Source organism: Pseudomonas sp. Bc-h (genome assembly GCF_002080045.1).
GTDB lineage: Bacteria > Pseudomonadota > Gammaproteobacteria > Pseudomonadales > Pseudomonadaceae > Aquipseudomonas.
This window is the reverse complement of the sequence record NZ_MUIN01000010.1, coordinates 17789-38179: the sequence shown is the minus strand read 5'-3', so window position 1 is coordinate 38179 and position 20391 is coordinate 17789. Positions and strand designations below refer to the sequence as shown.

The following is a 20391-nucleotide window of genomic DNA, read 5'->3' as shown; positions in this document are numbered from 1 at the left end:
GCTCGATGATTCGGCACTGTCAGTGCTGCACACCCGCGCGCTTGAGCAGTTTCTTGCAGCGCTCGGACAGGTGCACCACGCGCAGATGCTTCCCGGCTTTCTGATAGCGCTCGCGCAAGGTCATCAGCGCGGCGATTGCCGAGTAGTCGACGAAGCTCAGATGGCGGCAGTCCAGGGTCACGTGTTCAGGGTCGTTCAGGTGATCGAACTGATCGAGAAACGGCGTGGTCGAGGCGAAGAACAGCGTGCCGTGCAGGTGATACATCTTGCTGCCATCGGCCTCGGTATGGCTGTCGGCATACAGCTCGCGGGCCTGTTGCCAGGCGAAGTTGAGCGCGGCGATGAGGATGCCGAACAGCACGGCGGTGGCCAGATCGGTGAGCACGGTGACGATGGTGACCGCGATGATCGCCAGCACATCGTTCAGCGGCACCTTGCGCAACACCCGCAGCGAAGCCCAGGCAAACGTCTGCTGAGCGACCACGAACATCACCCCGACCAGGGCTGCCAGCGGAATACGCTCGATCAGCGGAGACAGGAACAACACGAACATCAGGATCATCACCCCGGCGACGATCCCCGACAGACGCCCACGGCCTCCGGAACTGAGGTTGATCACGGTCTGGCCGATCATCGCGCAGCCACCCATGCCGCCGCAGAAGCCGGATGCCATGTTGGCCACGCCCAATGCCACGCATTCGCGATCCGGGTAGCCACGGCTTTCGGTGATTTCATCGGTGAGGTTGAGCGTCAGCAGGGTTTCCAGCAGCCCGACCAGCGCCATCAGAACGGCATAGGGCGCGATGATGTACAGAGTCTCCAGATTCCAGGGCACGTCAGGCATCGACAGACTCGGCAGGCCGCCAGCGATATGGGCCATGTCGCCCAGCGTGCGGGTGGGCAGGCCGAACAGGTAGACCAACAGACCCACGCCAAGAATGGCGACCAGTGCAGGCGGCACCGAACGGGTCAGACGCGGCAGCAGATAAACGACGGCCATGGTCAGGGCCACGAGCCCGATCATCAGGTACAACGGCGGCCCGCTGAGCCAGGTGTCGCCGCTTTTGAAGTGTTCGAGCTGCGCCATGGCAATGACGATGGCCAGGCCGTTGACGAAGCCGAGCATCACCGGATAGGGCACCATCCGCACCAGTTTACCCAGCCGCAGCAGGCCGAATGCGATCATCACCAGACCACCCAGCAGCACGGTTGCCAGCAGGTATTGCACGCCGTGCTGCACCACCAGCGCGACGATCACCACCGCCATCGAGCCCGCCGCACCGGAAACCATCCCCGGCCGGCCGCCGAACAGCGCGGTCAGGGTGCAGATGATGAACGCCCCGTACAGCCCCATCAGCGGGTTGAGATGAGCGACCAGGGCAAAGGCGATGCACTCGGGCACCAGAGCGAAAGAGGTGGTGAGTCCGGCAAGGACATCGGCGCGTAAGCGGGCGGGTTTCATGGGTTACCTGAAGGACAGAGCGGCTCTGGGACGGCCGCAGCGGGCGAAAAAGACCGAATGTTACGGAATGTGATCGCGTGCGGCCAGCCAAAAGCGGATCTGCGGGTCGGGATGTCCGACGCAAGGCCCAAATACACCGAGATCCACTGTGGGAGGGAGCTTGCTCGCGAAGACGGCGTTGTAGCCCGGCAAATGGGGCGGATGTACCGACTTTTTTTCGCGAGCACGCTCCCTCCCACAGGTTGTGCGGTGTTCACGAGAGCATATGACCCGCATGACGACCACAGCTGGTTGAAATGAATTCTTCTCAGTGTCCAGTCAACGGCGATTGTGTAACGATGTTTGCCTTGAATGACCCTGCCGATTCACTCCGCCATCCATGAAGGACAGAACACGGATGCTCGCCGCCCTCAGACATTACCCTGCCTCAGTCAACCTCCTGCTGTCGTCGTCGCTGTTTTTGACGCTGGGCAGGGCGATCACCTTGCCGTATCTGGTGATTTATCTGTCCTCGAACTTCACCTTGAGCATCAGCGACATCGGCATGATCGTCGGCAGCGCGTTGATCGTCGGCTCGCTGTTGAGCCTGTATGGCGGCTACCTCACCGACAAACTCTCCAGCTACAAGCTGATCCTGTGCTTCACCGGGTTCTTCGTCGCAGGCTTCGTCGGAATGTGCGTGACCGGCAAGCTGTGGCTGTTCTTCCTGTTTCTGGTCTCCTTCAACTTTGCCTATTCGGTGATCGATATCGTGGTCAAGGCCGCGTTCGGCAAACTGCTGCCGGTGGCCGAGCAGAGCAAGGTGTTTTCGGTGCGCTACACCCTGATCAACATCGGCTACGCGGTGGGGCCTTTCATTGGCGCCGGGCTGGCGCACTGGAACATGAAGCTGCCGTTCCTGATGTCGGCGGCGTTGGGCTTCGGGTTCTTCGTGGTCTATTCGCTGTATGGCGATCGCAAACTCAGCTCGGCGGACCCGGCCAATGCGCCGGTCTCGTTCCTTGCCGTGGGGCGGATTCTGCTCAAGGACTATCGGCTGGTCTGCTTCACCGTCGGCGGCGTACTCAGCGCTGTGGTGTTCGGCCAGTTCACGGCGTACATCTCGCAATACCTGGTGACCACCAGCACCCCGGAGTTCACTTATCAGGTCATCAGTTCGGTGGTCGCGGTCAACGCCACCGTGGTGATCTGCCTGCAGTACTTCGTCGGCAAACACATCAGCCATCAGTACCTGAACCAATGGCTGACCGCGGGTTTCAGTCTGTTTCTGATGGGGGTGGTCGGTTTTGCCCTGTCGACCACGGTGCTGCACTGGTCGTTGGCGGTGGCGATTTTCACCCTGGGCGAGATCATCGTGTTCCCGGCCGAATACATGTTCATCGACCGCATCGCGCCGACGCACCTGCGCGGCATGTATTACGGCGCGCAGAACCTGTCCAACCTCGGTGGCGCGCTGGGGCCGGTGCTGTGCGGTTTTGCCCTGGCGACGCAGTCAGCGCACTTCATGTTCTATATGCTGGCGGCCTTTATCGTGGCCGGCGGCTGTTTCTATCTGCTGGGCGCGTCGTACTCCAGACGCCACGACTCTACTTCCAGCACGCGGTGACCGTTTTAGATGAGCGCGCTTTCCCCACTAGACGCCTGGCAACAGGCGGTCGATAAGCAGGTTTTTCAGCCGGACGAGGCGCAGCATCAGGCCGCGCAGAAACTTCAGGAATGCTGGCAGGCCCTGCGCGACGGCAAGCGCCATGCCTCGCCCAAGGGCGTGTACCTGTGGGGGCCGGTCGGGCGCGGCAAGACCTGGCTCATGGACCGTTTCTACGAAGGTTTGCAGATCCCCGCGCGGCGTCAGCATTTTCATCACTTCATGCGCTGGGTGCATCAGCGCCTGTTTCAACTGACGGGCGTGGCCAAACCTCTCGAAGTCCTGGCCCGCGAGCTGGGACAGGAGGTGCGCGTGCTGTGTTTCGACGAGCTGTTCGTCAACGACATCGGCGACGCGGTGATCCTCGGGGGCCTGTTGCGGGCGATGTTCGAGGAAGGCGTGGTGCTGGTCTGCACCTCCAATCAATTGCCCGAGCAGCTGTATTCCACGGGGCATAACCGCGAGCGTTTCGTGCCGGCGATCACCGCGATCAACCACTACATGACGGTGGTCTCGGTGGACGGCGGCGAAGACCATCGTCTGCATCCGGGTCAGGCGCAGCAGCGCTACTGGGTGACCGGTGATAGCGGCCCGAGCCCGTTGCTCCAGGTGTTCGAGGACCTGAGCAGCGGCGAAACGGTGTCGATTCAGCCAGTGCCGGTGGGGCGTCGTCATGTGAAGGTGGTGCGTTGCAGCAAGACCGTGATCTGGTGCCGCTACGCCGAGTTGTGCGAGCAGCCGCTGGCGGCCATGGACTTCATTGAGTTGTGCGATCGCTACCGGGCGGTGTTGCTGAGCGAAGTGCCGGCGTTAAGCGCGCCGCAACGGGAAGGGCGCATTGCCCGCGGCACCGAAGACGGGGTCGAGCAGGTGGCGGCGGGCGATCGCGAATTGCCGCAGTTGTCGCCTTACGACGACGGCGTGCGACGCTTCATTGCGCTGGTGGACGAGTGCTACGACCGCAAAGTGCCGCTGTACGTCGAAGCGGCGCTGCCGATGCAGGAACTCTATACCGAGGGTTACCTGGCTTTCGCCTTTCGCCGAACCCTGAGCCGGTTGCAGGAAATGCAACTGGCGCGGTTCGGGCACTAGCCGTCAGCTTTGATTTCTGCGGCGCTGCGCCAGCACATGCTTGGCGCCTTCGCCGACCAGCACCATGACCGCCAGCCAGATCGGCAAGTAAGTCATCCATTCGTCACGGCCGATGGACTCGCCCAGCAACAGCGCCACGCCGACCAACAGCACCGGTTCGACGTAACTCAACAGGCCGAACACACTGAACGCCAGCAGGCGGCTGGCGAGAATGTAGCTGACCAATGCCAGCGCACTGATCGCACCCAGCACCGGAATCAGCAGATAGAAGCGCGGGAACTGTTCGACCACCGAAGGGTTGCCTTTGCAGATGAACAGCACCGCTACCGGCAGAATGAGCAGCATGTCCCACCACAGGCCGCCCAGGTTGTCGGTCTTGAACTTGCGTCGCAGGACGAAATACAGCGGGTAGCCCAGACATACCAGCAAGGTTTCCCAGGAGAAGCTGCCCAGGCGAAACAGCTCGTTGCCCACGCCCACCAGCGCGCAGCAGGCGGCGATCTTTTGCAGGTGAGACAGATGCTCGCCATAGACTACGCGTCCGGTGAGGATCATGGTCAGCGGCAACAAGAAGTAACCCAGCGACACTTCCAGACTGCGCCCGTGCAGCGGCGCCCACATGAACAGCCACAGTTGAAGGCCCAGCAGCACTGCCGATAACGCCATCACCGCCAGCAGGGACGGGGTCTGACGCAGGCGTGCGGTCAGCGCGCGCACCAATTTCCAGTCGCCGCTGGTGAGCATGAAGATCGTCACGCAGGGCAGGGTCAGCAGCATTCGCCAACCGAAGATTTCTTCACCGCTGAGGGGTTTCAGCAATGAGGTGTAGAAGTACATGACCGCGAAGAGGCAGGAGGCCATGACCGATAACGCAACACCCTTGTACACAGGGTCTCCTTGGTTTCGATGCTTGGGGGAGTGAGTACGTCCGGCTCTGATGGCCAGATCGTGTGTAGGAAAACGCCGCACAGTTTATCTGAAGGTTCCTCGAACATTCGCCCACAATCTGGTAAACGCCAGATGAGCTGGCAGTAAACGATGCACGTTTGGCAGAGAACGAGACCGCGTGCCGATTGAGCGCAGAACCGCTGTCCCTCAGACTTTTCCTCAACGCGCCAGACCGGCGCGATCAATCGAGGAAGACCTCCATGACTCAAGAAATCGCCGGTATCAAAATCCCTGACAGCGCTCTGGCCCGCGCCACCACCGACTACATTCGCGACGAAGAAGACGACCTGCTGTTCAACCACTCTCGTCGGGTGTTCCTCTGGGGCGCGCTGACCGGTGAGCGCAAAGGCCTGAAGTACGACGCCGAACAGCTTTACGTCGGCGCGATGTTTCACGACCTGGGCCTGGTGAAAAAACACAGCAGCGCCGACCTGCGTTTCGAAGTCGACAGCGCCAACGCGGCACGTGCCTTTGCCAAGCCGTTCGGGCTGTCCGAAGGCGATCTCGAGCAGGTCTGGTTATCCATTGCGCTGCACACTACACCGGGTGTTCCGGAGCATCTGCGTCCGAACGTGGCGCTGGTGACCGCAGGGGTCGAGATGGACGTGCTCGGCATCAACTACGACCAGTTCAGCGACCAGCAACGCGAAGTGGTGACCCACGCTCACCCTCGCGGCGAGGCGTTCAAGGAATGCATCCTGTGCGCCTTCGCCAATGGCTTCCGTCACAAGCCGGATACCACGTTCGGCACCGTGAACGCCGATGTGCTGGTGGATGAAGATGCGAAGTTCAAGCCGTTGAACTTCGTCGAGATCATCCGCACCTCGCCCTGGAAGGCGTAAGCGGTAGTTGACCTCGACCCTGTAGCCGACCGGCTTGCCGGCGGAGGCGATTTTCAGGGGGGGTACTTGAATTCGGGCCCAACGCAGCACCTGTGGGAGGGGAGCTTGCTCGCGAAAGCTGTGGCACAGCCGACATGATCGACGCTTTGCGTGGGAATGCCACCCTCGACGCTCCGCGCCCACTTACGGTGACGCTGAGCGTCACAGGATTCATTCCCACGCGGAGCGTGGGAACGATCAGCAGTCTTCGCGAGCAAGCTCCCTCCCAGCGTTGTGTAAGTCAGCCAGATGATCAGCGCAGCAGCGCTTCTGAGGCATTCCTGAGGCCATATCCCTCAACATCCCTTCTTCGGCATTGCGCCAACCTTTGTTAGGCTCTGTTTTTGTCGGCCCATGATGGGCGGGCTGGTTTTCAAGGGAGCGGCAATGACGTCCATCGGTACCGCAGCGCCCACCGTTCCGGGGCGATTGGAACACTTCTCCACGCGCGTCGCCTATTTCATCACCGGTTTCAGCATTTCCGCCTGGGCGCCGCTTGTGCCCTATGCCAAGAGCCGCATGGGGCTGGACGACGCCAACCTTGGCCTGTTGTTGCTGTGTCTGGGGATCGGCTCGATAATCGCCATGCCGATGGCGGGCGCGATGACCGTTCGCTACGGCTGTCGGCGGCTCATCATCCTGTGCGGCAGCATCGCCTGTCTGTGCCTTCCCTTGCTCGCCACACTCACCAACGTGCCGTTGATGGTTGCGACGCTGTTCGTCTACGGTGCGAGCATGGGCGCGCTGGGGTGTGTCACCAATATCCAGGCGATCATCGTCGAGCGCGCCAGCGGCAAGACCATGATGTCCGGCTTTCACGGCCTGTTCAGTTGCGGCGGGATTGTCGGTGCGGCAGGGGTTTCGGCGCTGCTGAGCGTCAGCGTGTGGCCGTGGCTGACGATGACGCTGGTCGCTGTATTCATCGCCATCGCCTTGTACAAGGCCGGCCCGAACATGCTCGGCTATGGCAGCCAGGCCGGAGGCCCCGCATTCGCGATCCCTCACGGCGTGGTGCTGTTCATCGGTCTGATGTGCTTCACCGTTTTCCTCACCGAGGGCGCCATGCTCGACTGGAGCGCGGTGTTCCTCAGTGCCCAGCGTGGCGTCGAACCGTCCTACGCCGGTTTCGGTTACGCCGTGTTCGCCCTGGCCATGGCCATCGGGCGTTTATGCGGCGACCCCATCGTGCGGCGCCTGGGTGTGCACCGGATCATCCTGTTCGGCGGATTGTGCGCCGCAGTCGGCATGGCCGTGGCGACGCTGATCCCGTACTGGCAGGCCGCGCTCTGTGGCTACGCGCTGGTGGGGATCGGTTGCTCCAACATCGTGCCGGTGTTCTACAGCGCGGTCGGGCGACAGAAGACCATGCCGGAAAACGTCGCAGTTCCGGCCATCACCACGTTGGGCTACATCGGCATCCTCATGGGCCCGGCCGGGATCGGTTTCGTCGCGCACCTCAGCAGCCTGGGCGTGGCGTTCCTGATCATCGCCGTGATGCTGCTGGGCGTGGCTATCAGCGGTCGTTATCTGAAGGTCTGAAACTCAGAGCGGTCGCGCAGTGCCCGACACGCGAATCGAGCTGCCGGGCGCGTCGCTGAACTCGGCGTGAATCCGCGAACGGCTGCCCATGTCTTCGCCCTGCACAATGTCGATGACGCCGCCGTGGTCCCAGCCGATGTCACGCAAGTAACCGGCAAAGGCGGCGCTGGCGGCACCGGTGGCCGGGTCTTCGTAGACGCCACCAAAGGCGAACGGGTTGCGCGTGTGAAACAGGCGCGACGTTTCGGCGAACACCAGAAGGATCGTCACCAGCCCTTCGCGGACCATCAGGCCGCGGCCGGTTTCGAAGTCATAGCGCATGCTTTTCAGCGTCTCGCGGCGGTTGACGGCCAGCACCAGATGTTGGGCCCCGCCATTGATTAATGCGGGAGGAATGCGCAGGTCGATGTCTTCGGCCTGCAAGTCGAACAAGCTCATGGCCTCGCTCAGCAATTGGCGGCTGACTGGCTGGCTGTGGGTCGGTGGGGATTGCAGCGCGGCAGCGGTCAATCGGCCCTGTTTTCGGCCCTCGACGCTGATCTGCGCTTCGTTCAGTTGCAGCTTGAAAACCCCATCGCCGAAATGCTCGGCCAGCGCCGCACCGAGGGCGATGGTGGCATGCCCGCAAAATGGCACTTCGGCTTCGGGGGAGAAATAACGCACACGAAAGCCATCGTCTTGCGGTACGGCAAAGGCAGTTTCCGAATACCCCACGTCAGCCGCAACCGACTGCATGGTAGCGTCGTCGGGGAAGATTTCGCCGATCCATACACCGGCCGGATTGCCGCCCTGGTCTGCGTCGGAAAAGGCTGAAAGCCTGCGGATGTCCATTGCCATGTTCGAGTGCTCTTGCGCCGTGGGGAAGTGGCGCAATTGTTGTCGAAGCGGGCAACGGACACCAACCAAAAGTGCTTATGCGTTGGATTCAGGCGATTGATGCACGGGCCATGATCACTCCGGAATCATCGCAAAACCGACACCGAAACGGTTCCAGGCGTTGATGGTGGCGATCGCCAGGGTGATGTTGGCGACGTCGGCCTCGCTGTAATGCTCAAGCAGGGCTTCGTATTGGTGCTGTGGCGCGTGGTGAATCGACAGCTGAGTCAGGCTTTCGACCCAGGCCAGCACGACCTTCTCTTTTTCGCTGAAGAAGTGGGTTTCTTCCCAGACGCTCAAGGTTTGCAGACGGGCTTCAGTTTCACCGGCCTTGCGCGCATCGTTGGCGTGCATGTTGACGCAGTAGGCGCAGCCGTTGATCTGCGAAGCGCGCAGACGGATCAGTTCCAGCAGGGAGCTGTCCAGGCCGGATTTACCCAGCGCCATTTCCAGGCCCACCATGGCTTTGTAGGCTTCCGGCGATTTTTGTGCCCAGGCGATTCTCTTGTTCATGACGTGTATTCCGAAGGAAGTTGAAGGAGAAGTTCGTTGCAGATGGCACTACATTACGCTTGAGGGTTGCAAGCTCGAATAGCCAATGAAACGGGATTGCGGGAGACCAATTGCGCCGCACAACTCTCCTGGAAACACACTTCATGAACGGGCCGGCCACGTTTGAGGCCTTGTCCCACACGCTCAGCGACTTAGCATGTGCGCCAGTTCTAACAACAACTCAAAAGGAGCCATCCATGTTTGCCGGATTTCAGAAAGATCAGCGCCAGGTCAACGGCGTACAGATCGCCTACCGGATCGGCGGGAGCGGTCCGGGCTTGTTGCTGCTGCACGGTCACCCGCAGACCCACGTCATCTGGCACAAGATCGCCGAACAGTTGAGTCAGCATTTCACGGTGGTCGCGGCGGATCTGCGCGGCTATGGCGACAGCAGCAAACCGCCCGCCACCGATGACCATTCCAGCTATTCCAAGCGGGAGATGGGCCGCGACATGGTCGAGCTGATGCGCGAACTGGGGTTGCCGACATTTTCGATATTGGCCCATGACCGTGGCGCTCGGGTGGCGCACCGACTGGCGCTGGATCATCCACAGGTGGTCACGCGCATGGCGTTGCTCGACATCGCCCCGACCCTGGCCATGTACAGCCAGACCAACGAAGCTTTCGCGCGGGCGTACTGGCACTGGTTTTTCCTGATCCGCCCGGCGCCGCTGCCGGAGACGTTGCTGGAGGCCGATCCCGAGCAGTATCTGCGCAGTGTCATGGGCAGCCGCAGTGCGGGGCTCGCGCCATTCACCGATGAAGCATTCGCCGAATACGTGCGCTGTGCCAGCCTGCCGGGTGCGGCCCGCGGCGTGTGTGAAGACTATCGCGCCAGCGCCAGCATCGATCTGCAGCACGACCGCGCCGACATTGAGGCGGGCAATCATCTGACTTTGCCGTTGATGGTGCTGTGGGGTGGCGAAGGGACGGTGGGCAAATGCTTCGAGCCGCTCAAGGAGTGGCAGAAAGTCGCGACCGACGTGCGCGGCGAAGCATTGCCCGGCGGGCATTACCTGGCGGAGGAAATTCCCGAGGCGTTATTAGCGGAGGTGCTGCCGTTTTTGCGGTGAGGTCGGCTGGATAACACAAATATTCCCGGCATGAACATCACCTGTGGGAGGGCGCTTGCTCGCGAAGACTGACTTTCAGACCCTGAGGATGTGCAAGCTGTCCTGACTTTTTCGCGAGCAAGCTCCCTCCTGCAATGGACGGCCTCAGGCTCGAGACCGAGTCGGCGGGTTCCTGTTGGAACGCGCCACCATCCGCTCCCGCAGCTTGTCATACGCCATGTTGAACAGCAGGGTATAGGGCAGAAACAGCAGCAGCAATCCGATATCCAGCAGGAACGCTTCCCACAGGCTGATCGACAGCCACCACGCCGCCAACGGCACAACCGCGACGATCAGGCCGGTCTCGAACGAGATCGCATGCAACGCTCGAACCTTCAGGCTCATGGCAAAGCCGATGCGCCGACGCAACCGGTCGAAGCCTGCGTTGAACACCATGTTCCAGAGCATCGCCACGGTGGAAATCATCACCGTCATCGCGCCCATCTTGCCCAGTGACTGACCGAGCAACCAGGCCAGCCCCGGTGCAAACAGCACCACGCCGATGAGTTCGAACAGCAGCGCATGAAACGCACGCTCCTTGATGGATTTGGTGGGGACACCCGACTTCGCGGCTTTCTTTTCGGACATGACGCTGGCAGACATGACAATTCACTTTGTTGCGGGGCAGGCGTGCATTGTCGTGGCGCGTTGGACTAAAGTGAAAATCGTTTCCATCGGAAAAACCGATGGACGAAAGAGCGAACTTGTCATGAGCTATTCCCCCGAAGCCCTGGAAGCCTTTGCCCAGACCATCGCCCTGGGTTCGTTCAGCGCGGCTGCACGGCGTCTGGGTAAAAGCCAGTCGACCATCAGTGAAGCGATTTCAAGGCTGGAAATCGATCTTGGCGTGGAATTGTTCGACCGTTCTTCAAGACATCCCGCGCTGACCGAGGCGGGCAGGGCGCTGCACGGGCGGATCGAGGAGGTATTGGCGGCGTCCGACAAGTTGCGACGCGCCGCTGGGCGCCTGGCCGAAGGCATGGAGCCGCGCCTGACGCTGGTGTTGTCGGACGCCAATCAGTTCGCCGAATTTGAGGCACGCATGGCCGAACTCGATCAGCGCTTTCCCGAGATCGAACTGGAATGCGTGTTTGCCGAACACGGTGACGCCATCAACCTGATCCAGACTGGCCGGGCGTCGCTGGGCTTGCTGTCGGCCCAGGCGAGTTATCCGCCTGAAGTGGGATACGCGACCATCGCCGAGCGCGCCGACTTTGGGCTGTTTGTCTCGCACCAGCATCCGCTCGCCGCCGAGGACGCTGTCGACTACCGCAAGCTGGCGCAGCACCGGGCGCTACGTCTGAACACTATTATCGATGAGAGCATCCCCACCGACGACCTGCCCAGTGGCGCGCGTCGCAGCTGGTCAGCGCCCAATTACCTGTTGTTGATGGACATGGCCATCTTCGGTTTCGGCTGGTCGGCCTTGCCACGCTGGCTGGTGCGCGGGTATGCCCAGGGGCGTCTGAAGGAATTGCAGGTCCCCGGCTGGCCGCGCAGCTCGGCAGTGGACGTGATCTGGTCGCGGCAAAAAAGCCTGGGGCCTGCGGGGGCGTGGTTGCTGGATACGTTGCTGGAGGGGCGCGGGGATTACTGAGGGTGGAGCGCAGAAAATCTGATGGGGCAAGGAGGTTTTTTCCCGCGGGACGCAGCGCCAGAAGTGACTGCAAGTCCGAACACCAGACCGATAATTCCGACGTCAGTTTCAGACACACTGGTATGGCAAGGGTCATAAACCGTTCATCTGGTTTACCGCGTCTCCTGTGTGTCCCTATCAACGGCTTGAGGTAGAAAAAAACCTTCGTCATTTATAACAGAATGCCCGACATCTTTTATGGCCTCATTGATAAAGCTCTTCTCTCCGAATGAGGGGGATGTACAGAAGGCAGGAGCATTGAAGTCGACTCGCGATCCTACCTTTTGAACAAAGGAGATACTTCTTGCCCCATAGACTTCCTGAGGGACACCTACGATACCCATGCCCTCAAGAAGCGTGCTAGTCCGGCGGAAAAATGAAACCGCTAATGCGGATCTTGGCGTCGTCTGCTTCGCGTATGGCCTCACTCTCCAGGTCGTCCTTTCCGAACGAGTTCTGGGTGCATCGACGACTCATCACGGTCTGATTTCCCAGAGTGACCTCAAGGAATGCTCTAGCTCCAAATGTTTGTTGGGGTACGCCAAATGAGTAACCGTATCTACCAGAGCGAAAGCCGAAATAAGTGGTGTATGTCGCTTTATCCACCCATCGGGTCAAAGGTTTTTCTTTTGAGAAAACATATTCCATCTCCAGCTTTTTCTCTGACCCAATCCGGTAGATGACATTCCGTCCCTGCGTGCAAAATGAAAGTAGGCGAGATTTTTTTTCAGCGAGGTGACAACCTCCAATATAGGTTTCCTCCCTGATACAGAGATTCGCCTCATCTGCTGTAGCCTGAGCAGCGACGCATAAAGAAATCAAAAGAGCAACGTAATTTAGAATAAACAGAAAATTGTCCTTTATTTTTTGGCAGAACACGCCGAGTTTCCAGTTAGCCCTTTAATTTCGACCGAACTCGCACGTGTGTGCAGCGTTATCTCTCAATTAGCGGCATCCAACCTAAGTCATATTGTGGATTCCTCAGACTTCGCGATGTCCAGATCCGCAGGTGAGTCACGGTCACCGGCAAATGGTAAAAATACCAAGGTTTCCTCAAGTTAAAAGCAACCGATCATCAACACCACATTGTGTGTGGTGCTTCAACCAATACGGCCAACATTTCAGGCGCCATCGATTCCACAAAAAGTGCTGTCAATTAAGTTTAAAAAACCATTGTGAAATTGTAAGGACTAGCTCTTGCTCTTGGGGCCCTACACCATCATCCACGAGAAGTGTTCCAAACCCATCCAAAGGATTGTCGGTCATCACTGCCATCTCGCCTTCGCTTTCAATGAAATAAATCGGATAAAAACAATAAGGGTGATTTTCATCGCCTGTAGGCTGTTTGGCTAGGCTCACAAACACACTGGCTTGCACTTTTTGCACCTCTATGTCTTCACACACTGGATGCGACGCCATGAAATCAGAAATATATTTTGGCTTTTTCAGGAGAGCGCTCACCGTACTGGTTTTGCCCAAAGTGTAACGTTGAATTTTTATTGGCGAATTATTTTTCCCTGCCAGTACCAACCACCCAACATTCTCGTGCGCGGTACATTCGCACTCACACGTAATCAGCAGAGCTCCCTTTCGATGTTCATTCCAGTTTAAAGCTGCGCGGGGCGCATCGCACACTTCGACCAATGCCGACAAATCATTACTCACATCAAGCGTGCACTCACCTGAAGAGTTGCAGACTGCCTCCCTCATTGGTGTGAATAAAACATTTGCAACGGTACTCCGTGCTGTAGCATCAGTCACGAACGTTGCTGCCAGGAACAGTATTGGCACTAATCTACAGATCACAAACGTGCACTCCTACAAGTTCTGAAAGCAGCTTGAAGTTTGCGTTACTCCTCACTGAGGTAAAGCCTGCAAAGTCGGCCTGATAAGGAGCTCGGTTAATAATGCCCATTCTTCGACTCATGCAGTCGGCGACCCAACGGCTTGAGGCAGTCTTGGCACGTTCCTGGACGCATATCTTTAGTAGATCTTCTTGAGAGGCAGGGGGGGTAGACCTTATTCTCTCCTCGATATGCTGGAGCGTAAGCCTCTTGTCTAGGCCTCCTTGCTGAACACATAAATCGTACAGCGCAACGTAAGACTGAATACTCACCCTCTCCATGAGAGAAAATGAAAAATTTCGCATCGCTTCAATACAGGTCTTTACATTGGCGTGAAAACCTGCGGCCTCATGAAGTTGTATTTCCTGAAATTCAGCAACGTCTCCCAAGGCTCTGAATAGCTTTGCCCATGCGCTTCTATTTTTTGCGAGAAGTTCTCTGGCCCACTCCATCTGCGCTGTTCTGTCAGAGTGTATCAATGCGTTTGTTATAACTTCATATTTCGTGCCTTCTGGAAAGCAACGGGCAAACGCAAAACTATCCTTGGTATACATTTTCAGGAGGAGTGGACCTAATGTTCCTTGCCCGAAATTCCACTGGATCAAACCAAAGAAGTACCTTGCCCATCAAAATCATCTGCCAGCGCATGGTAATCCAGTCTTGATCGACCCTCGTACCCACCGCTAACTCTTAGTGCCAGAGAGATGCTGTCTGTAAGCGTCAGGCATCCTGATCGTTTTTTAAATTGGGTTACTAGACCCAACGGATGCATGTGATAAACCTTCCCATGCGCCGGCAATCCCACCTGACTCGCCACCTCCCCCCACCAGCTCATCTGTTTGATGCGTTCTTTCTCGGCCAGCCAGTTCTGGTTAGGGGTCGAGTCGCTGTGGCCCAGCAGGTCGTCCAGGTCATCCCATTTATGCTGAGTGTGGTGCCATTCGCTTTCGTAATGGACGATCAGTTGCGAGAGGGATTGGGCGTGGGCTGGCAATCGCAGGGCAGCTTGCAGTTCGCTGGCGGTGATCTGTCCATCGCGGTTGCGGTCGATGATGTCGTAGAGCCGGGTTTTGATCGGGCCTTGGTCCACGCTGTCGGCGATGCCGCTGTAACGCGGGAGTTGTTGATCGTTGATGCGTCGGGCCGCGCGGCTGAAGGAGGCCATCATTCGGCGCGGCGAGTCGAAGTTGAACAAGGCCTCGTAACCTTCCCACGACCAGGGGCTGACCCAAGGGGTGACGCCCACTTCTTCGCACACCCAGCCGTCCAGCAATGCGTTCGTATCGTCGTGCAGCAATCCTTCAAGGCGGTACCAGTTGCAGGCGTTGTTTTCGCCGGATGCGGCGATGGTGATTTTCCGGTCGATGGGTAGTTGATCGAGCAGGTTTCTGGACACAAGCAACTGAGCATCACTTGGGATGCTGGGGGCGTTCAAAGTGGGCGGTTGTTTGCTGTTGAAGCCTGCCTGATGCGTGACCACGGCCGTGCCTTTGGCCAGCTTCAGCAGGCTCTTGTCACTCGCGGGCAGTTTGTTGGCCCAGAGTTGGCTGAGCTTGATGAACATCTCCACGTCATCGCCACTGAACACTTCCAGATGAAGCTGGTTTTCTGGTCGCTGCGCGTTGCTGTCGTGATACTCGCCCACGTGGCCGATCAGGTCCCCGGCCTTGATGGCGACAGGCTTGTCGAGCACGACGACGCTGCCACACGTCCCGGGTTCAGCTGCGCCGCTGCGCAGTGACGGGTAATGGATGTATTGGTTGACTCGCTCCAGTTTGCGAAATGCTCCCTGGCCGCTGACGGTCACTTCGGTGCCCGCTGCCAGTTCGAAGAGCTTGTGGCCCAGCAGGTGCCCTTGCGCTCGCACATTCAGCGTATTGACGCACTCGATTCGGTGCTGCCCATCGGCGATGGGGCGCAGGTAATCGGCGCTGACATGGCCCATCAGCGAGCCATCGGCGGCAATCAGCCTGGAAGGCCCGAGGCTGTTTTCCAGCTTGCGAAAATCTCCCTCACCCGTGACGGTCACTTCTGCGCCGCGGGGCAACCAGCCAATCACTTTGCCCTTGCTGGCCTGGTTGCGCACGTTCAGGCCTTTCTGGCCGGGGTGGTCGACGTGCAGGTCGTTGACGTCGTCTTTGACCTGAAGGCTTGGTCCTACGGCCCAAAAGCCAGGCCGGGCGAACTTCGCACCGGCTTGATACATCGCCCAGTCCTGCAGATGCATGTACAGGCTGTAAAAAACCAGGCTGGGCGGCGCGTCCGGGCTGTCGTCTACTTTGGGTGGCTGAAGACGATGACGCACCAGCACGAAGTTGCGCGAGAAGGACTTGTTAACCGCCAGTTTGTGCATGAGGTAGGCCGTGGTCGGTGACTGCTCATCGATGCGATACGCCACGACCTCGCCATCGGCGATGCAATGCACGCTGGACTGGTCGAGTGCCCCCGTCGTGCCGCTATCGAAATGCACCCCGCCGTGCCACAGGCCATTGCCACCCAAGGGGTAGCCGCCACCGGCCGCGTTCGCCAGGTGAGTCAGTTGCGCAAATGGGTCGCGCTGGTCTTTGAAAGGATGGCTCCAGTTTTTGATCGGCGGCAGCGCGTCTGCGTTTGATTCGCCAGATGGCGGCGCCTGGGTGTCAGGCGTCGGCAGGATCTGGGCATGCGGGTTCATGAAGTTGTAGAACTGGGTGGCCAGATTGGGCATGTGTCATTCGCTCCTGCGGTGACTGAGGGTTAGCCCGAATACGCGGATAATCGGGCGCCATGAGGCCAACCTCCCTGTTGGGCCTGAGCCTTGAACGGCTTGGGTTTTCAGAGCTTCTGAAGCAACGACGAGTCGCCTCTGCAGAGCCTCTCTGGAGGCTGAAGATGGTTGATTTCGCGGCAATGCACCAGCGGCGAACTGGTAAAAGGACCATTCCTACATCAGCTAGAGAGGGGACCTACCTCGGCGGTTTTCATGGTGGCTATGCGCAACATCTTGAGCGTTAAATGGGTTGTTGCCTCCCAGCGATTAGGGGCAGACAGCGAGTGCGCATTTCTTCGCTCGATTACTCATCGCAAACGATTGCGACCGTCGGCGTCTTTATTGACCAGCGGTCCCAACCCTCTAGATCCGGGGTTTGCACAGGTCAGGCAGCGATGTTCGGCTCGTTTTTGTTCACCCTGCGCAACCGCCCTACAAAATAGAGGTTGAATAGTCACATAAAATGTTATTTAAATAACAAAAATAATAACGCTTCGGTGCCTGCCCGAGCGTGAACAAGGTAATGACACACATGAACAAGATCGCGGTCATCGGCAGCAACATGGTGGATTTGATCACCTATATCGACCGGATGCCGGCGCAGGGTGAAACCCTCGAGGCGCCGAATTTCGCCATGGGCTGCGGCGGCAAGGGGGCCAATCAGGCCGTGGCGGCCGCCAAGCTTGGCGCCGACGTGCTGATGCTGAGCAAGGTCGGCGACGACATGTTCGCCGACAATACCCTGGCCAACTTCAAGCGTTTCGGCATTGATACCCAATTCGTGCAACGGGTGCCTGGCGTCTCCAGCGGCGTGGCGCCGATTTTCGTGCAGAGCGATTCGCACAACAGCATCCTCATCGTCAAAGGCGCCAACGCGCACCTCAAACCCGCCGATATCGACGCCGCGCAAGCCGCGTTGCGCGACTGCAAGCTGATGGTGCTGCAGCTGGAAATCGAACTTGAAACCGTCTACCACGCCATCGACTTCGCCAAGGCCAACGGCATCCCGGTGCTGCTCAACCCTGCGCCTGCGGTAAAGGGCCTGAGCCGCGAGCACCTGTTGCAGCTGGACTTCTTCATTCCCAATGAAACCGAGCTGGCGCTGATCACAGGTCAAGTCGTCGACTCCCTCGAATCCGCCCGTTCCGCCGCGCTGCAACTGGTGCAGGACGGCATCCGTCACGTCATCGTCACCCTCGGTGAAAAGGGCGCGCTGTACGTGGGCGAGGAGGGCGAATTCCGCGTCGAGGGGATCAAGGTCAACGCCCGCGACACCACAGGCGCAGGCGATGCCTTCATCGGTTGCTTCGCCCGTCACTGGAGCGAAGACGGCGACATGCGCAAGGCCATGACCCAGGCGGTGGCCTATTCGGCCTGCTCGGTCACAGGCCTCGGTACCCAGAGTTCCTACCCGGACGCTGCCACGTTCGGACAATTCCTCGAAACGCTGTAAGTCACTCATGAGCCGCCGCGCCTTTATCGGTCAATTCGACCGGCAGGGCGGGGTATTCCCTGCACTTCACGGAGAACAACAATGACAAAGCCCGCGCTCCAACAATCCTCGGACGGGTTCTACCTGAACCGCACGCCCTGGTTCGCCTTTCTGCTGCTGTGCTGCTGTTTCGCGTTGTGGGCGGCGGCCGCGAGCATGAACGATGTGCTCATCGCGCACTTCAAGAAGGCTTTCCTGCTCAGCGATTTCCAGACCGCGTTCGTGCAGTCGGCGTTTTATCTGGGCTACTTCTTCGTGGCGATTCCGGCAGCCATGGTCGTCAGACGCTTCAGCTACAAGACCACCATCCTCATCGGCCTGTTGCTGTACATGGTGGGTTGCTCGCTGTTCTTCCCGGCCGCCTCGATGGCCAAATACGGGATGTTCCTGATGGCGCTGTTCGTCATTGCGGCGGGTCTGTCGTTTCTGGAAACCGCCTGCAACACCTATTCGACGCTGATGGGTCCGCGTGAAACCGGCACCCGTCGCCTGAACATCTCGCAGACTTTCCACCCGTTCGGCGCCATGGCCGGCGTCTACGTCGGCAGCTTCGTGATGTTCAAGGACACCGATGCCACCCGCGAACAACTGACCCAGATGAGCGCCTCCGACGCGGCGATCCAGCAGCTGGAAATGATCCAGTCGACCCTGCTGCCGTACAAATGGATGATCGCGGTGCTGATCCTGATGTTCGTGCTGATCGCCTTCACCAAATTCCCGGCGTGCAAGGGCAACATCAAAGACATCGCGAAAAAGAGCAGCATCGGTCAGAGCCTGTCCCGCCTGTGGCGCAACCCGCGTTTCACCTTCGGCGTGCTGGCGCAGTTCCTGTATGTCGGCGCGCAAGTCGGCGTGTGGAGTTTCACCATTCGCTTGGCGATGCAGATGGGTGGCATGAACGAGCGCAGTGCGTCGTGGTTCCTGCTGACCACCTTCGCCGCGTACTTCGTCGGAAAAATGATCGCCAACCTGCTGATGCGCAAGATGCACCCGGCCAAGGTCCTGGCGATCTACGGCGTGCTGACCATCGTGCTGCTGGCCTACACCATCCTGGTGCCGAACATCAGCGCGGTTTATGCGGCGGTGGGTGTGAGCATCTTCCTCGGCCCGTGCTGGCCGACCATTTACGGCCTGACCATCGACGGTCTGGGCGAAGACACCGGTGTCGGCGGTTCGCTGCTGGTGATGAGCATTGTCGGCGGCGGTGTGATGCCGATCTTCCAGGGTCTGCTGTCCGACGCCACCCACGGCAATATGCAAATCGCCTACAGCGTGCCGCTGCTGTGCTTTGTGGTGATCGTCGCCTACGCCATCAAATGCCTGCGTGATCCGCGCAGCGAAACGGCGCCGGTCGTTGCGGTGGCTGCATCATGACCTCCCTCGACAAACGCACGACGATCCCGCTGTATCCCGAGTTGTTTGGTGGCGAGGAGAAAACCCTGCTGGAGTCGGCCGACTTTCGCGTGCTGGCCTGGACCTACCCCAGCGGCGTGAAAGCACTGGCGCTGGAGAACAACCGGGGGCGTGTCGTGGTGCTGCCGTATCAGGGGCAAATGGTCTGGTCGGCGGTGTTCGATGGTTGTGATCTGACCATGCGCAACATGTTCGAGCAGCCGCGCCCGACCCCGACGGTGATCGGCACCTACGGCTGCTTCATGTTCCACAGCGGCATTCTGCGCAATGGCTGCCCGACACCGCAGGACGACCATCCATTGCACGGCGAGATGCCGTGCGCGCCCATGGACAGCGCCTGGCTGGAAGTGGGCGAGGATGCGTCGGGTGCGTTTTTGCGCCTTGGCGGCGAATACGAATACGTGATGGGCTTCGGCGATCACTATCGCGCCCGGCCCAGCGTGACATTGCGTGCGGGTTCGGCACTGTTCGACATCGGCATGGACGTGCGCAACCTGGCGGGCAAGCCGATGGAGCTGATGTACATGGCGCACATGAACTATGCCTACGTCGCCGATGGCCAGTTCGTCGAGCCACTGGGCGTCGAACGCGTACGGGTTCGCAGCAGCGTTCCGGCCCATGTGAAGCCGACCCCGGCGTGGTCGGCATACATGGCCGAGTTGACTGAAGATCCTTCACGCTTGCAGACCTTGAACACGCCCGAGCTATACGACCCGGAGATCGTCTGCTTTTTCGACGGCGTTCGGGCCGATGCGAAGGGCGATGCGCACTTTCTGCTCAAACATGCGCAGGGGCAGGCGTTCTACACGCGTTACAAGCCAGCGCAGTTCGAGCACGCCGCGCGCTGGATTCTGCACAACGCCGATCAGCAGGTCGCAGCCTTCGTGCTCCCCGCGACCTGCGAGCCGGAGGGTTATCTGGCCGAGAAGGCCAAGGGCAATGTGCGGATGCTCGGGACGGGGGAGAGCGCTTCGTTCAGTGTGACGACGGGGTATCTGGCGGCTGGAGAAGTGCAGCAGCTTGAAGGTGCTTTGGAGCGCTGATGGCCCTTTCGCGAGCACGCTTCCTCCCACAGGGATCGCATTTCAACTGACCAAATTCGATCCCTGTGGGCGTTCGCAAAGACGGTTTTCGGGCGCTGCAAATATTG

General features: G+C 59.3%; 17 protein-coding genes. 9 read left to right on the top strand and 8 right to left on the bottom strand.

What is annotated here, in order from left to right:
- Positions 1–19 precede the first annotated feature (19 nt).
- Positions 20–1462, bottom strand: a complete 1443-nt coding sequence (locus tag BWR59_RS19140) for a SulP family inorganic anion transporter (RefSeq protein WP_081567220.1) — start codon at positions 1460–1462, stop codon at positions 20–22.
- 397 nt (positions 1463–1859) lie between these two features.
- Between BWR59_RS19140 and BWR59_RS19135 the strand changes: the two genes are divergently transcribed.
- Positions 1860–3068, top strand: a complete 1209-nt coding sequence (locus BWR59_RS19135; RefSeq protein ID WP_081567219.1) for an MFS transporter — start codon at positions 1860–1862, stop codon at positions 3066–3068.
- Positions 3069–3077: 9 nt separating this feature from the next.
- Positions 3078–4199 (top strand): cell division protein ZapE, encoded by a 1122-nt coding sequence (zapE, locus tag BWR59_RS19130; RefSeq protein ID WP_081567218.1) that lies wholly within the window; start codon positions 3078–3080, stop codon positions 4197–4199.
- A gap of 3 nt (positions 4200–4202) precedes the next feature.
- Here the strand turns inward: zapE and rarD are convergent, their stop codons facing one another.
- On the bottom strand, positions 4203–5087 hold the full coding sequence (gene rarD, locus BWR59_RS19125; RefSeq protein WP_081567217.1) for an EamA family transporter RarD: 885 nt from the start codon (positions 5085–5087) through the stop codon (positions 4203–4205).
- Positions 5088–5347: 260 nt separating this feature from the next.
- On the opposite strand from rarD, the gene BWR59_RS19120 reads away from it, so the two are divergent.
- The gene (locus BWR59_RS19120) at positions 5348–5989 is read left to right on the top strand and encodes an HD domain-containing protein (RefSeq protein WP_081567216.1); all 642 of its coding nucleotides are present in this window, start codon (positions 5348–5350) and stop codon (positions 5987–5989) included.
- Positions 5990–6415: 426 nt separating this feature from the next.
- A complete protein-coding gene (locus BWR59_RS19115; protein ID WP_081567215.1) occupies positions 6416–7567 on the top strand; it encodes an MFS transporter in 1152 nt (383 codons plus the stop codon).
- A 3-nt stretch (positions 7568–7570) separates the two neighbouring features.
- On the opposite strand, the gene BWR59_RS19110 is transcribed toward BWR59_RS19115, so the two are convergent.
- Complete coding sequence (locus BWR59_RS19110; RefSeq protein ID WP_143490879.1) at positions 7571–8404, bottom strand: PhzF family phenazine biosynthesis protein; 834 nt, start codon at positions 8402–8404, stop codon at positions 7571–7573.
- Between the two features lie 114 nt (positions 8405–8518).
- Entirely contained in the window at positions 8519–8956 is a 438-nt protein-coding gene (locus BWR59_RS19105) for a carboxymuconolactone decarboxylase family protein (RefSeq protein ID WP_081567214.1), read from the bottom strand.
- Between the two features lie 236 nt (positions 8957–9192).
- On the opposite strand from BWR59_RS19105, the gene BWR59_RS19100 reads away from it, so the two are divergent.
- Positions 9193–10068: an alpha/beta hydrolase gene (locus BWR59_RS19100; protein ID WP_081567213.1), complete on the top strand. Its 876-nt coding sequence runs from the start codon at positions 9193–9195 to the stop codon at positions 10066–10068.
- 144 nt (positions 10069–10212) lie between these two features.
- Here BWR59_RS19100 and BWR59_RS19095 read toward each other — a convergent pair whose 3' ends face one another.
- Positions 10213–10710, bottom strand: coding sequence for a multidrug/biocide efflux PACE transporter (locus tag BWR59_RS19095; RefSeq protein ID WP_143490878.1), 498 nt, complete (start codon positions 10708–10710; stop codon positions 10213–10215).
- A 106-nt stretch (positions 10711–10816) separates the two neighbouring features.
- Between BWR59_RS19095 and BWR59_RS19090 the strand changes: the two genes are divergently transcribed.
- Positions 10817–11704 (top strand): LysR family transcriptional regulator, encoded by an 888-nt coding sequence (locus BWR59_RS19090; RefSeq protein ID WP_081567212.1) that lies wholly within the window; start codon positions 10817–10819, stop codon positions 11702–11704.
- A gap of 399 nt (positions 11705–12103) precedes the next feature.
- On the opposite strand, the gene BWR59_RS19085 is transcribed toward BWR59_RS19090, so the two are convergent.
- From BWR59_RS19085 to BWR59_RS19070, 3 genes are all read right to left on the bottom strand, one after another.
- On the bottom strand, positions 12104–12622 hold the full coding sequence (locus BWR59_RS19085; protein ID WP_081567211.1) for a hypothetical protein: 519 nt from the start codon (positions 12620–12622) through the stop codon (positions 12104–12106).
- 273 nt (positions 12623–12895) lie between these two features.
- Positions 12896–13504 carry a hypothetical protein gene (locus tag BWR59_RS19080; protein ID WP_143490877.1) on the bottom strand — a complete coding sequence of 203 codons (609 nt, stop codon included), beginning with the start codon at positions 13502–13504 and terminating at the stop codon, positions 12896–12898.
- A 684-nt stretch (positions 13505–14188) separates the two neighbouring features.
- Positions 14189–16294 (bottom strand): SH3 domain-containing protein, encoded by a 2106-nt coding sequence (locus tag BWR59_RS19070; RefSeq protein WP_081567208.1) that lies wholly within the window; start codon positions 16292–16294, stop codon positions 14189–14191.
- 574 nt (positions 16295–16868) lie between these two features.
- Between BWR59_RS19070 and rbsK the strand changes: the two genes are divergently transcribed.
- From rbsK to BWR59_RS19055, 3 genes are all read left to right on the top strand, one after another.
- Positions 16869–17789 carry a ribokinase gene (rbsK, locus tag BWR59_RS19065; protein ID WP_081567207.1) on the top strand — a complete coding sequence of 307 codons (921 nt, stop codon included), beginning with the start codon at positions 16869–16871 and terminating at the stop codon, positions 17787–17789.
- Positions 17790–17870: 81 nt separating this feature from the next.
- Positions 17871–19202 (top strand): L-fucose:H+ symporter permease, encoded by a 1332-nt coding sequence (gene fucP / locus BWR59_RS19060; protein WP_081567206.1) that lies wholly within the window; start codon positions 17871–17873, stop codon positions 19200–19202.
- On the top strand, positions 19199–20284 hold the full coding sequence (locus BWR59_RS19055) for an aldose 1-epimerase family protein (protein ID WP_081567205.1): 1086 nt from the start codon (positions 19199–19201) through the stop codon (positions 20282–20284). The genes fucP and BWR59_RS19055 overlap by 4 nt, the downstream gene beginning before the upstream one ends.
- The last annotated feature ends 107 nt before the right edge of the window (positions 20285–20391 follow it).